Raw genomic sequence first — 12,899 nt, 5'->3', positions numbered from 1 at the left:
CCACAGCTTGCGCCGTGTTTCATGATTCCTCCATGCGGAGAAACCAGCTATCCGGTCTTAGCTACCGTTTCCGGTAGTTATCCCGGTCTTACAGGCAGGTTGCCTACGTGTTACTCACCCGTCCGCCGCTAACCCCGAAGGGTCCGCTCGACTTGCATGTATTAGGCACGCCGCCAGCGTTCGTCCTGAGCCAGGATCAAACTCTCCAATAAAGGCTTCATCGTCGAATTTAATCCGGGGATCAAACTCTCCAATAAAGGTAAAACTTTATCTAGAGAATTGATTGCTCAATTCGTTACTGACTTATTTGGAATCTCTAATGAGATTCGCGCACTCACTCGTTGTTCAGTTTTCAAAGAGCAATGTTACGATTACCCGTCCGCTTCAGCAGCAGACAATATCATAATATATCACATTCACTTTCCAATGACAAGTACTTTTTGTTTCCATTCTTGGGATTACCCTGCAAGCTCAGAAGACAATCTAACTTGTTATCGGTCCGCTGTTCGCTGGCCGGAAAAGTAATATATCATACTTACTTATTCGTGACAAGCCCTCTTGCTTTCCATGCTTGGGGAATCCCCGGCAAGCTCAGAAGACAATCTAACTTGTATCGGCCCGCTGTTCGCTGGCCGGAAAAGTAATATATCATACTTACTGTTTGGTGACAAGCCTTCTTGTTTTCCATTCTCGGGATTCCCCAGCAAGATCAGAAGAACAATCTAACTTGTTGTCGGCCGCCATTCGCTGGCCGGAAAAGTAATATAACATACTTCCTAATTCGTGACAAGCCCTCATTCTTGGAATAACCCAATAAGGTAAGAAGAACAATATAGCTTGTGACTTGTTCCGTCGTCTCAACTAAAAACGCACACCAAGAGTCGGTGTGCGCTTGTAACATTAATATGGATTGTTCTTTTCCTGCAACTAGGCGTTTCGTCCCTCCCACCTGAGGGGATGAATCATTTCAAGCAGATAATTATCCGCTTGTTCGCTTACTTGAGCTGCGATTTGCTCGTAGCGGCGATCTCCGTACACATTCGCAGCTCTCCGAAACAATCCGAATATACGATCCGGATCCACCGGCTTTATCTGTTCATAAGGCCATTTATCCCGGCCTGCGCAATAAGGCTCCAAAAAATCGACCGCCGCTCGCAGCGACCTGCCCTTCGGAGATTGCGCCTGCCAAAGGTCGAGTCCGATCGCCTCGCCCAGACGCGCCAAATCAAACAACCCCATCAAATTCATCAGAGAATAGGATAGCGATAAAGTCCGTTCCAGTTCATGCGGCTGCTTGCCGTCCGGTTCGATGTGCTTAAAATATCTCCGCTCGGTGACGAGATTCAAAATACGGCTGACCGTCGTCACGTCTCCGGTATGAAGAGCCAGCGATACCGTCTGGACATCGTAATACGTGCCGTGGTTATTGTGCCACTGCTCCTCCTCCAGAGCAATCGGACTATGGAGTAGCCAAGCCAGGTACTCTTCAAACCAGGCAAACAGTGACGTACTTAGCCCCGTACTCCAACCTTCGGAACCAGATAATAAAGATATATTATCCATAAGATGTCCGAAGTGTCTCGTTTCGATCAATCCGATGCAGCGTCCTGTACAAATCCCCGGGATCATTTGCCCGAAATTGAGATTTGAGTTCATCCTTGTAAGCGGATCGACAAACCATGTGCGCAGCAGCAAAATAGCATGGCTTGCATAACGTTCATCACCAAAGAAATAATAAGCGATCGCCAGCTTGCGCACGTCATTCTCTAATTTCTTAAGCTTCGGTGCATCGAATTGTTCCAGCTCCGGATTCCGAACCCCATCCCTTCGAATGTAGGGCAGGCCGTCCGGCGTATCCGGGTTCGGCCACCAATACGGTCCCATGCTAACGTAATCGTGTTTATCGCCGCTGGGAGGCATAAAGGGTTTATTCACGACGGTGCAGGGCTCGGAAGACAACGTCTCCTCCGCATTCCTTTTCAATTTAAGGGCCCACTCCGTTATTTTAGGCTCACCCTGAGTCAGCAATGCTTTTACGTCCCCAAGCCGTTGTGAATCCAGATGCACCGTTTTCCATGTCCTCATGGGTGATCCCCCCGCCGCTAAGTTGATGGATTGTCTAAGGCGAAGCTATCTTTCTTGGAGTTGATCTTCGTAAGCCTTCATTGCTTGGATTTCCCTGGGCAAATGGATGTCATAAGGCTCCCATTTGATCCACTCTCCGCTTAGAAAGCCCTGGTATTGATCTTGGGCAAGCAGCTCCACGACACGACGATGATCGACCTGGCCGCTCCCCATCGGCATATAAGCCAGTTTTTCTGCGGTATCCATGCCGTCATGGAAATGGACATGCTTCAACCAGGGCTTGACCAGCCGGTATGCTTCATCTATGGATAGACCTGCTCTTCTTACCGGATGGTAAACGTCCCAATTGATACCGATCGCCGGATGATTCACTTTTTCCAGAACGGCTACGAGGTATGCGGGATCCGACCAATGATCGTGCGTCTCCACAACTATCGTAACGTCATGTTCTTGAGCGATAGGCCCAAGAATCGAGAAGGCTTTGACAAGCAGCTCCGTAGCTTGCTCCCGAGTCACGCCCTCGGGAATAATCCCGCCGAACACACGAATCCGGGGTGCTCCTACGTCCTTTGCCAGCTTGATATATTGCTTGGTTTCCTCCATCTGGGCATCCCATGTTGCGGGCTCGGAGAATTTGGCGGATATGGCCAAACAGCATAACTCAATCCCCTTTTGAATCGACAACTGTTTAAATTCATTACGCTGCTCTTCCGTCGTTTGCAGTTCGATGCCATGCTGATGGCCTCCGCCTGAGCGGGGCTCAATCCCCCGATACCCGTAACGCTGTGCTGCTTCCATCATCTCGAGCAATGTCAAATCAGGACATGAAAAACTCATAAAAGCATAGTTCATTGGCCCGTTCCCCCTATCCGGTAATGTTGCGGAGTTCGCAGAACTCATTGTCCGCAGCCTTCTCGCAAGAACTTATGCCATTATAAAACGGAGCACTGAAGGTTGGATATGCTGGAAACTCAGATCTTTTTTTCCCGGATTCACTTTTTTAAAGAAAGATCCTAACCCTTCAAAACTTTTTTTATCAACCTGACAACATCCCTTTATCAAAAAAACAGGCCCTTTAATGGTATGATACAAAGTAAATCAGGATAAGGAGATACGTTCCTTATGGACAGCGCTTACTCTTGGAAACGAAATCTTTTTGTTTTATGGATCGGTACGTTTTTGGTCAGCATGGCTTATTCCGTGTCCATACCGTTTATGTCCATTTTTTTGCAAAATGACCTGGGTGTGAACGATCACCTGGAGGCTTGGACAGGTTCGATCTTTGCCATTACGTTTCTGGCCGGCTCGCTCATCGCGCCGTTCTGGGGATCCATCGCCGATAAGTACGGACGAAAGCCCATGATGCTGCGGGCAGGACTCTGTCTATCCATTGCTTATTTCTTATATTTCATCGTTCAAAACCCATATGAGCTGATTGCCGTCAGAATCATGGAAGGACTGCTCGCCGGATACATCCCGTCCGCATTTGCCTTGGTGGCGACCAATACACCGGAAAAGCATGTCGGTTATGCACTCGGAATTATTTCTACATCCAACGCGGCGGCATCCATCATAGGTCCGCTGCTGGGCGGCGTCGTAAGCCATATGATCGGACCGCGGGATACTTTTTTCCTTGCCGGAATTATGGTGTTCATCGCCTTTCTCATTGCATTGTTCTGGGTCAAAGAGCCTTCGTTTAACAAATCGGAAGCCAAACGTTCTTCGGTAGCGCAAGATTTGAGGATAGCGGCATCCAATCACAAGCTGATTACTGCTCTGTTCATTGTATTCATTACCTCCACCTCCATCATGATCCTGGAGCCGCTGCTGACCATTTATGTGCTTAAACTCGGGGCGGATCAAAGCTCCGCGTCGCTCCATGCCGGAATTATTTTCTCTGCGGTAGGTATCGCCACGCTGATCGCCGCTCCACAATGGGGAAGAATCGGTACCCGGATCGGTTATGAGAAAGTATTGTTTATAGGACTTCTGGGCGGAGGGATCGGAAATTTACTGCAGATATGGGTACACCATTTAGTCGGTTTCGGCTCGCTCCGGTTCGTATACGGCCTCTTTTTTGCCGGGGTGTTTCCCGCGCTCAACGCGTTCATTGCGAAGCATACGGAACCGGAATTTCGTAGCCGTGCGTTCGGACTTAACCAATCGGCCAATCAGATGGGGCTATTGCTTGGACCTTTAATCGGGGGTTTACTGGCCGGCCAGCTATCGATCCCCGTCGTATTTGCCATAAACGGCAGCATGCTATTGTTAGTGGCATTGTTAACGAAAGTGCCCAAATTCTCCTTGCTGGGCAGCCGTAGCTCCAGTGAAAGCAAGGCTCTTTCCGATTAAGCGGCGACCGAATGGAAAGAAAAACGAAAGGACAGGCCGAATGTAAACATTCGTCTGTCCTTTCTCTATTCCCTCACCTAATTATTTTAAAGCCTGATAATTCACTTTATCATTCCATATTTTCTCGAATTCCGTTGACCATTCCTGAGCTATCTTGGAGTCGTGGATAACGACCAAGACCTCATCATTCGTTGTTGCGGCCGATATGGAATAGTTAAAGGATCCGGTCGTTAGCGTGGACTTATCCGCAATCGTAACTTTCAAGTGCATAAGCCCCTTGTGGCTATTTTCTTTAATGGCTATCCCTGCCGTTTTTAACTGTTTTAATTTAGCAGCCTGAGCCGCCGTTTTAGCCTCTTGGTTATCCGTTATCAACCGTACCTCGACCCCGCGTTTCTTGGCCTCAAGGATGGCATCAACGATATCCTTATTCGTTAAGCTGTAGATTGCAATATCTAAATTGGATTTCGCTCCGTTGATCACATGAATCAGCAATTTCTCCGGATGTTGGTGATCGCGCGTAAAAGCATAATCGATCTGAGGCTTTGCCGCTTCGGTTGTCTGTTGCGCTGTCTGTTGCGCCGCCTGTTGCTTCGAGGAATCGGCTGCAGGTTGTTGAGCTTGCTGCGGCGCTGCCTGCGCTTCGGCGGCAACCGGGACAATATTAACTGCAGTTTTGGCTGGAGCCGCCGCTTCAGGATTGCCTTTATTGAATTCACATGCAGATAAGGTTAAAGATAATGCGGCAACCAACACAAATGCCGTCGCCTTTTTCATGAGCGTTTTCCCTCCATTCTTTTTCTCAAAATGTACTATATCTATCATATGTTAATAGATTTGAAATTGTTGTAGAAACCTGCCTCGGGAAAAAGAACAAATCCTGTCCTATCGTGGTGCAAAAACAAAAAAATCCCCACTGACCCTATTTCGATTGAATCAAAACATCTGTCCATAAAAATAAGGCCCGCCTTATGGCAGACCTTGATTTCGACTTGCTGCTGATTCCACTTTACCTGACCAGAGCAAGCGTATTTTATAGCCCCTGTACTTCTTAAACTGCTGTTACCTAATAAACCCGGCGCTGCCGGAGCGCCGGGCCTCCCTTTTTACTTCTTGGCCGTGCTCAAGGATCGGTCATGAGCGCCTTTGTAGACGCCGACGACTTTATCGACGCCGATTTTTTTCAGTTCATCCACATAGCTGCCCCATTCGCTCAAATCCCGCTGTCCCGTAATGAATTTGGCCAGGTTCGTATCCCGCGTTTTCTGGAGCGTCTGCCCTACGGTCGATATGGTCTCCAGCTCCTGCTGCGTCAGAGCCGGCCGCGGTTGCTGCTGGCTGTCGTATTTCGGCGCCTGCTTGTAGGCATCCTGAAGCTCGGGGGACGACAGCGACAAATGCGCGTCATAATCGAACCAGGTGTAGGTTCCGTCCGTCGAGAGACCGGTCTTCTTGCGCATATCCGATACATCCGCATAGCCGCCGGTAAACTGCTTTTTGCCGCCCTCGTCCTTGTAGGTTTCTCCAAGCTTGCCCCAGCTGACCAGCGTACGGCCTTCCTCCGAATAAAAGAAATCCATGAAATGCACGATGTCTTTAATATTTTTCGACGTGGACGTCACCATAATCCCGTTCTCCAGGAACTGCGTATAAGCGTTCTTCTGCGGTCCGCCCGGCCAGCCTGCGGGAGTCGGCATGAAGAGCAGGTTGTACTGCGGATTCTGCTTCCGCATCGGCAGGTTGTAGAAATCGACCCGGCTGATGTAATCGGCGGTGACGAAGGCGCGATCGGTGGACATGAGGTCCTGCCACTGCTTCGTATCGATCGTCAGGAAATCCGGCGGAATCAAGCCTTCCTTATAAAACTTGTTTAAATAAACAATCATTTTCTTGAAATTGTCCTCGATCGGCCCGTAACGCCATTCCTTCTTGTCGAAATCATAATAGACGTCATTGGCACTGTCGTCGCTTCCCGTGCCGAAGGCCGGAGCAAAGTTGCGCAAATACTGGAGACCGCTTCTCCAGGCAAAAGGATAACTGTCGGGATACGCCTTCTTCAGCTTTTTCAAGATGTCATACATCTCATCCCAGTTGGCCGGGGCAGACAAGCCGTTCTTCTTGAACACATCCTCTCGGTACATCCAGTTCATGCGGTTCGTCTCACCGATGCCGTGATTGGGGAAAGTGTACATTTTGCCGTCGGAGGACATGGCGTTCTGCGTATCCGTCGGAAACTGCGCCATCCACTTCTTCAGGTTGGGCATCTCGTTCAGGTAATCCAGGAGGTTGACCAGCGCCCCCTGCTGGCCGAACTTGTCCGCGGTTTTCTTGCTCTGCGTGTACAACATGTCGGGCATGTTGCCTGAGGCTACCGTCAGGTTCAGCGCATTATCGAGCTGGGCGTCGGGCGGTACCTGGACGTTCAAGGTCACCCCCGTCTTTTCCTTGATGTATTTCCATACCGGCCAATCCTTGTTATACGGCCAGCTGGCGTTGGAATAATCGAGGAATGTAAAGGTACGCTCCTTGGGAGTACCCGGAGCCGAAGACCCGGAGGAGCCCTTGCCGGGATCGCCTACGCTTCCGCCTGAGCCGGTACAACCTGTCAGGAACGCAGCGGCAAAAAATGTCGTCGTCGCAGCTAACGCCATCGTCTTTTTCATTTTCGAACCATCTCCCTTTATCGTTTAAGTAACCGAAGGACCCGTTCCGTTAGCCTTTGACCGAGCCGATCAGGGCTCCCTTGACAAAATATTTTTGCAGGAAAGGATAGACGAGCAGGATGGGAACCGTGGACACGATAATGGTAGCGTATTTCAGCGGTTCATCCAGGACCAGGTTGTCTCCGACGCCCGAGGCGCCGTTCACCATCTGCGAGGCCATGACGATGTTTCTTAGCACTACTTGCAGCGGGAATAGCTGGTCATTGCGTAAATATAGCAGCGCCGAATAAAAGTTGTTCCAGATGCCTACGGCATAGAACAAGCCGATGGTCGCCAGCGAAGCGGTGGAGAGCGGAAGCGTAATGCGGAAGAAGATGCCGATGTCGTTCAAGCCGTCGATCTTGCCGGATTCCTCCAGCTCTCTCGGAAGACCGAGGAAAAACGTGCGGAGAATAATCAAATTCCAGGTGCTGATGGCCGCCGGAACGATCATGGACCAAAAGGAATCGACGAGTCCCAGGTTTTTGACGACCAGGAAGGTTGGAATCATCCCCCCGTTGAAGAACATGGTAAAGACGATCAGCAGGGTGAACGAGCGGTTGAATATCATGTCCTTCTTGGACAGCGCATACGCTCCGGCCGCCGTAATCAGCAGGGAAAGCGGCGTACCCGCCAGGACATAGAGCATCGTGTTCCGGTAAGCGGTCCAGATGCGGGGATCGTTCAATACCACCTCGTAAGCCTTGAAGTTGACGCCCTTGGGCAGCAGGTTGATTTCATTCTTGATCACATATACGTCACTGCTGAGGGAGACCGACAGCATATATAGAAAAGGATAAATCGTAACGACGGTTACGGCCAGCAGAAACAGGATGATCAGGAATCGGCCTGCGGACCATTTTCGCTTCATGCGGTTCCCTCCCTTCTACCATAGGCTCGTGTCGCTGACCTTGCGGCTAATGAAGTTGGCTGACCAGATGAAAAACAAGCTGACGATGCCCGTAAAAAAATCGACTGCGGTGCCGTAGCTGTAGTTGCCAAGCGTAAGCCCCATCCGGTAAACGAAGGTGCTGAAAATATCGGCGGAATCGTTAATGGCGGGATTCATCAGCAGAAAGGCTTTCTCAAAGCCGATGTCGATGACATGGCCGATGTTCAAGATGAGCATGATGACCATGGCGGGCATGATGCCGGGAATCGTCACATTCCACAGCTGTTTCCAGCGGCTGGCGCCGTCCATCTCTGCGGCCTCGTACAGCTGGGGATCGATTCCTGTAAGCGCGGCCAAATAAATGATCGAACCCCAACCCGCATGCTGCCAAATGTCCGACAGCACATAGATCGGCCGGAACCATTCGGGCTGCACCAGCAGATTGACGGGCTGCAGACCGAACATTTTCACCAAATGGGCCAGGATGCCGGTAGTCGGGGAAAGAAACATGACCACCATCCCGGCAACGACTACGTTGGAGATGAAGTGTGGAATATAGCTGACGGTTTGCACGAAGCGTTTGAACAGCATCTGGTTCACTTCGTTGATGCATAAGGCCAGAATGACCGGCATCGGGAACCCGAAGACGACGTTTGTGATCCCCAGCAGGAACGTATTGCGGAACAGCTTGAGAAAATCCGGGCTCTCGAAGAACATACTGTAATATTTCAGTCCCACCCAGGAGCTCGCCCATACGCCCTTAAACAGATTATAATCCTTAAACGAGATCATCAGGCCGAACATCGGCAAATATTTAAACAATAAGTAGTAAACCAGACACGGCAGGAATAAGATCAGCAAATATTTGCTTTGATTCAGCTTCCTAATGAAGGCTGCCCTGCCTCTTCCCGGCAACGTACGCGACGTGATGGGCCGTTCCGTCGTTCCTACCGGATCCATTCGCATTCCCCTCTTTTTTATTCGTTGGATGGCTGGCGTGATTTGAATTTCCCGGGTAATAAGTTCGCTTGGTCAGTCTCTAAGCTTCAACTCGCCGAGCAAGTCAAGCAGGCTGCGGGCCGCTTCCTCGGAAGCCTCGCGGCCGCCGTCCGAGAACGAACGGCCCATCGGCCGCTTCAGCTGCTCCTCGGTCAGCTTCGAGCCAAGGCGGTAATGGGTTTCAAGCACGAGGTATCCGTCGTACCCGTCCTCCGCCAGCCTACGGATTAACCCGCGGTAATCGACCCGTCCGGTTCCGATTGCAACCGCCTCCACGCCCGCATCCGTATGCACGGCATCCTTCAAGTGGATATGCCCGATCCTTCCTTTCAAAGCCTCATATCCGTCCGGATAGGGGATCTCCCCGTCCGGATCCCATAGATCGTTGCCGGGATCATACAACGCTTTAACCGCCGGGGATGCGACCGCATCGACCAATTGAGCCGTCTTGCGCGCATTGCATGCGTAGACGCTGGGATCGAATTCCAGCAGCAGGGTCAGGCTCGCTTCTTCAAAATAGGGCGCGATCCGCTTCAGCTCACGCACGATGTTCGGCAGCGCCTCATCGAAAGAGGCCCGCGCCCAGAAGCTGAAGGCCCGGATCCTGGGGGCCCCAAGCAGCTTGGCTATGGCGATATACCGCTGTGCGAGGGCGATATGGCTCTTCACTTCCTCGGGATCGTCCAGCTCGCATTTGAATATCGGTGCGGACAGCGCGCAGATCGTTATCCCGCTGCTCTCGGCAAGGAGCTTGATGTTCTCGAGCTCTTCATCCTCCAGCTGATGCAGCGGCCGGTCGTCCACCGACCTCAGCTCCAGCGCTTCCATACCGAACTGCCCGGCGAAGCGGATCGCCTCCCTAATATCTTGCGATACTTCATCTGTCAGGATGCCTAAACGAAACCGGTTCATAAGGCCACCGCCCTTCCCGTTTCCCGGCTCTCATTCGCCGCTTCCAGGAAGCGGATGATTTCCAGCGTCTCGCCCATGGCAATATCCGGCCTGCCGTCCCGAAACAGCTGCATGATCCGCTCCAACAGACTGGCGTAGTAGGGCTTGGCGTAAGCGTATGGATCTACAAAGCTCGTGTTCTTCTCCCGATGCACCAGCCCCCCGAACGTCTTATTCCCCCTCCGGTTCCCGCGCAGCGTGCCGACCCGTCCGTCCGCCCATACGCCAGTGACCTGATCGTGGTTCTCGCTTGTCGTCACCTGAACCGAGCGGCATCCGATACCGAGGGTACGGTAAAGCATCTCCGCCGTATGAATGCCGTACCAGTAAAAGCCCGGCTGAGTAGGCTGAAGCTCCATCGGTCCGTAATAATCGGCTCCGATGATCTCGCCATGCTCTGAGCTGCCCAGAGCTTGCGTAAGGGCCTCCGCATACCGGAGGGCCGAGCAGCTCATCAGCGGAAAGTCAAACTTCCCGGCCAGCTCCGCCATCTGTCCGGCATCCGCCGAGTTGACCGCAAAGGGCTTGTCAACAAAGACCGGACGACGAAAGGGCGCGATCCGTCTCAGCTGCTCCAGATGGACACGTCCGTCCACCGACATCAAGAGAATCGCATCGCACTGCTCAGCAACGGCTTCGGGTTCCGAGACGATCTTCACGTCATACGCCTCGGTCAATTCCTTGCGGAAGCCCGGCAGCCTCGACCAGCTTAACTCGAAATCCGGCGAGCCGCCGGGGTAGGCGGCCGTGACGCGGCCGCCCGGAACATGATACTCATGCTGCGAATCGTTCAGCAGCTTGGCGAAGGCCGATACGTGGGACGTATCGAGGCCGATCATTCCGATGTTCAGCACCGTTCCCATGGGTTCACCCTCCCCTTTACTAATCCCTAAGATGTACTTCTTTTCCGGTTCGCGCCGATTCGTAGATGGCAAGAATCAGATCCACCGATTGTCTGGCTTCCTCACCGTTCACGAGCGGTTCCCGGTTCTCCATCACCGCATGAATCATATCATTGACGAAGAGATAATGCCCGTCGGTGCTCATGTCCTCCGGACGGGTCGAGCTCATCGTGGAGAGCGCGCCCACCGAAGGAGCCTGCTCGTCGGAGTCGATCATTTTCCACTGCTGAATCCCGCTGTCGCTCACCGCAATCGTTCCCTTCTCTCCATGAAGCTCGAAGCGCGTCTCCTGATTCGGATAGACGGACGTCGTGCCTTGAATGACGCCGAAGGCGCCGTTCTTGTACTTCAGCACCGCTACGGCCGTATCCTCCACCTCGATATCCCGAACAAGCGGCGCGGCATAAGCGAATACGGAGGATACCCCTCCCATCAAATACTGGATGACGTCGACGCCGTGCACTCCTTGATTCATGAGCGCGCCTCCGCCGTCCCATTGCCAGGTTCCCCGCCAGCCGGCACTTTTGTAATATTCGGGGCTGCGGTAATATTTCAAATAAGCGTCGCCGAGCACAAGCTTGCCCAGCTTGCCTTCTTGAATCGCCTGCCGGGCGGCTGTGACAGATGGCATGATCCTGCGCTGGAAGACGCATCCCAGCTTCACGTTATGGCTCCGGGCGGCCGCAATCATTCGGGACATCTGCTCCGACGTAATATCCAGCGGCTTCTCGCATAAGATATGCTTCCCTGCCTCCGCGACCGCAATCGCCGCCTCCGCATGCAAACCGCTCGGCACGCAGACGGATACCACGTCGATATCGTCCCTCTGTAGCATCTCCTTATAATCCGTATACACGTTAGGTATGCCGTACTCCTCCGCCAAGCGGCGCGCTTTATCCGGCACAATATCGGCAACCGCTACAAGCTCCGCTTCAGGGTGATGAGCAACCGCTCTGGCATGGTAAGGAGCAATCACGCCGGCTCCTATGACGGCAAATCGAATGTTGGACACAAGATCACCTCGTCATCGTTTTGAAAATCTCGATTTCGGTTCCCGTTTCCGAGGACCGGTAGATTCCTTCCAATACGGCATTAATGGATTTGGCATATTCCCCCGAGCTTTCCAAAGGCCGGACGCCATCGATTACATCGATCAGTTCCATCAGCTGGAGCTTGAAGGGATCCTGCGCCTCCGGCATTTCCACTTCCCTATACCGGCCTTGATCGCTAATCCAGAGGCTTTTGCCCGTCGCGAGCCGCAGCATTCCCTTCGTGAAGATCAGCTGCGTTTCATTCACAGGGACCCCCTCGTAGCCTGACTGTACAACAGTGGCAGGAATGTGATTTTCCGTTTCCAGGAACAACGCTCCGCTTCCTTCGATATCCCCACGGCCGACATGGTAGCTTAAATGAGCCTTTACTTTCCGGATGGGGCTGTCCAGCAGCCACTGGATCTTGTCGATGGAATGGGCCCCGAGGTTCGTCAGAATCCCCCCGCCCGCCTGAGCCTTATGGAAGAACCATTCCGGACGGGACTCCACATTATAGAGCTGATGGCGCGTATCGTTAATCATTACAAGCTTGCCGAGATCGCCCTGCTTGACGATTTGCTTCGCCACCCGATTCTCCCGGATATAGTGCTGCGTCAGACCGACCATCAGCTGGACGCGGTGCTGTCGTGCGGCCCCGATCATTTCGTCGCATTCACCCACGGTTAAAGCCATCGGCTTTTCTATCAGCATGTGGGCTCCCGCCCGGGCGCAGTCGATCGCCGCTTCCTTGTGAAGCCAGTGCGGAAGGGCGACGATGACGAGATCCGGCTTTTCCTTCTCAAGCATCACCCTGTAATCCGTATACGAGTGAAGTCCATAGCGTCGGCCCGCCTCCTGCGCCTTTTCCCCCTGCACGTCCGCAACCGCTACGGCCTTCAGCCGGTCCAGCTGCGCGATCGCCTTCAGATGGCTGTCGAAGATTTTTCCAGCTCCGATGATGGCTGTCTTAAGCATGAGCCGCCTC

General features: G+C 52.5%; 11 protein-coding genes and 1 rRNA gene. 1 reads left to right on the top strand and 11 read right to left on the bottom strand.

Annotated features, from left to right (window positions below):
• The 3 genes from O9H85_RS32090 to O9H85_RS32080 form a co-directional block, all read right to left on the bottom strand.
• A 16S ribosomal RNA gene (locus O9H85_RS32090) occupies positions 1 to 212 on the bottom strand; the annotation flags it as partial.
• Between the two features lie 715 nt (positions 213 to 927).
• Positions 928 to 2,085: an alginate lyase family protein gene (locus O9H85_RS32085; protein WP_269885451.1), complete on the bottom strand. Its 1,158-nt coding sequence runs from the start codon at positions 2,083 to 2,085 to the stop codon at positions 928 to 930.
• Positions 2,086 to 2,130: 45 nt separating this feature from the next.
• Positions 2,131 to 2,937: a sugar phosphate isomerase/epimerase family protein gene (locus O9H85_RS32080; RefSeq protein ID WP_269885450.1), complete on the bottom strand. Its 807-nt coding sequence runs from the start codon at positions 2,935 to 2,937 to the stop codon at positions 2,131 to 2,133.
• A 270-nt stretch (positions 2,938 to 3,207) separates the two neighbouring features.
• On the opposite strand from O9H85_RS32080, the gene O9H85_RS32075 reads away from it, so the two are divergent.
• Positions 3,208 to 4,437 (top strand): MFS transporter, encoded by a 1,230-nt coding sequence (locus O9H85_RS32075; protein WP_269885449.1) that lies wholly within the window; start codon positions 3,208 to 3,210, stop codon positions 4,435 to 4,437.
• An 81-nt stretch (positions 4,438 to 4,518) separates the two neighbouring features.
• Here O9H85_RS32075 and O9H85_RS32070 read toward each other — a convergent pair whose 3' ends face one another.
• From O9H85_RS32070 to O9H85_RS32035, 8 genes are all read right to left on the bottom strand, one after another.
• Complete coding sequence (locus tag O9H85_RS32070) at positions 4,519 to 5,214, bottom strand: phospholipase D-like domain-containing protein (RefSeq protein WP_269885448.1); 696 nt, start codon at positions 5,212 to 5,214, stop codon at positions 4,519 to 4,521.
• 329 nt (positions 5,215 to 5,543) lie between these two features.
• Entirely contained in the window at positions 5,544 to 7,100 is a 1,557-nt protein-coding gene (locus O9H85_RS32065; RefSeq protein WP_269885447.1) for an extracellular solute-binding protein, read from the bottom strand.
• Between the two features lie 49 nt (positions 7,101 to 7,149).
• Positions 7,150 to 8,010, bottom strand: a complete 861-nt coding sequence (locus O9H85_RS32060; RefSeq protein ID WP_269885446.1) for a carbohydrate ABC transporter permease — start codon at positions 8,008 to 8,010, stop codon at positions 7,150 to 7,152.
• Between the two features lie 15 nt (positions 8,011 to 8,025).
• Positions 8,026 to 8,991, bottom strand: coding sequence for an ABC transporter permease (locus tag O9H85_RS32055; RefSeq protein ID WP_269885445.1), 966 nt, complete (start codon positions 8,989 to 8,991; stop codon positions 8,026 to 8,028).
• 72 nt (positions 8,992 to 9,063) lie between these two features.
• Positions 9,064 to 9,942, bottom strand: a complete 879-nt coding sequence (locus tag O9H85_RS32050; protein ID WP_269885444.1) for a sugar phosphate isomerase/epimerase family protein — start codon at positions 9,940 to 9,942, stop codon at positions 9,064 to 9,066.
• Complete coding sequence (locus tag O9H85_RS32045; protein ID WP_269885443.1) at positions 9,939 to 10,844, bottom strand: Gfo/Idh/MocA family protein; 906 nt, start codon at positions 10,842 to 10,844, stop codon at positions 9,939 to 9,941. Before O9H85_RS32045 ends, O9H85_RS32050 begins: the two co-directional genes overlap by 4 nt.
• Positions 10,845 to 10,863: 19 nt before the next feature.
• The gene (locus tag O9H85_RS32040) at positions 10,864 to 11,895 is read right to left on the bottom strand and encodes a Gfo/Idh/MocA family protein (protein WP_269885442.1); all 1,032 of its coding nucleotides are present in this window, start codon (positions 11,893 to 11,895) and stop codon (positions 10,864 to 10,866) included.
• A 4-nt stretch (positions 11,896 to 11,899) separates the two neighbouring features.
• Complete coding sequence (locus O9H85_RS32035; RefSeq protein WP_269885441.1) at positions 11,900 to 12,889, bottom strand: Gfo/Idh/MocA family protein; 990 nt, start codon at positions 12,887 to 12,889, stop codon at positions 11,900 to 11,902.
• Positions 12,890 to 12,899 lie beyond the last annotated feature (10 nt).

This window comes from Paenibacillus gyeongsangnamensis (genome assembly GCF_027533625.1).
GTDB lineage: Bacteria > Bacillota > Bacilli > Paenibacillales > NBRC-103111 > Paenibacillus_G > Paenibacillus_G gyeongsangnamensis.
The sequence above is the reverse complement of the archived record's forward strand: the minus strand, read 5'-3'. Positions and strand labels throughout refer to the sequence as shown.

Bases quoted from the DNA above. Each gene is read 5' to 3' on its own strand.
- O9H85_RS32085 (WP_269885451.1), bottom strand. From the start codon at position 2,085: ATGAGGACATGGAAAACGGTGCATCTGGATTCACAACGGCTTGGGGAC.
- O9H85_RS32055 (WP_269885445.1), bottom strand. From the start codon at position 8,991: ATGGATCCGGTAGGAACGACGGAACGGCCCATCACGTCGCGTACGTTG.
- O9H85_RS32050 (WP_269885444.1), bottom strand. From the start codon at position 9,942: ATGAACCGGTTTCGTTTAGGCATCCTGACAGATGAAGTATCGCAAGAT.
- O9H85_RS32035 (WP_269885441.1), bottom strand. From the start codon at position 12,889: ATGCTTAAGACAGCCATCATCGGAGCTGGAAAAATCTTCGACAGCCAT.
- O9H85_RS32080 (WP_269885450.1), bottom strand. From the start codon at position 2,937: ATGAACTATGCTTTTATGAGTTTTTCATGTCCTGATTTGACATTGCTC.
- O9H85_RS32060 (WP_269885446.1), bottom strand. From the start codon at position 8,010: ATGAAGCGAAAATGGTCCGCAGGCCGATTCCTGATCATCCTGTTTCTG.
- O9H85_RS32065 (WP_269885447.1), bottom strand. From the start codon at position 7,100: ATGAAAAAGACGATGGCGTTAGCTGCGACGACGACATTTTTTGCCGCT.
- O9H85_RS32075 (WP_269885449.1), top strand. From the start codon at position 3,208: ATGGACAGCGCTTACTCTTGGAAACGAAATCTTTTTGTTTTATGGATC.
- O9H85_RS32070 (WP_269885448.1), bottom strand. From the start codon at position 5,214: ATGAAAAAGGCGACGGCATTTGTGTTGGTTGCCGCATTATCTTTAACC.
- O9H85_RS32045 (WP_269885443.1), bottom strand. From the start codon at position 10,844: ATGGGAACGGTGCTGAACATCGGAATGATCGGCCTCGATACGTCCCAC.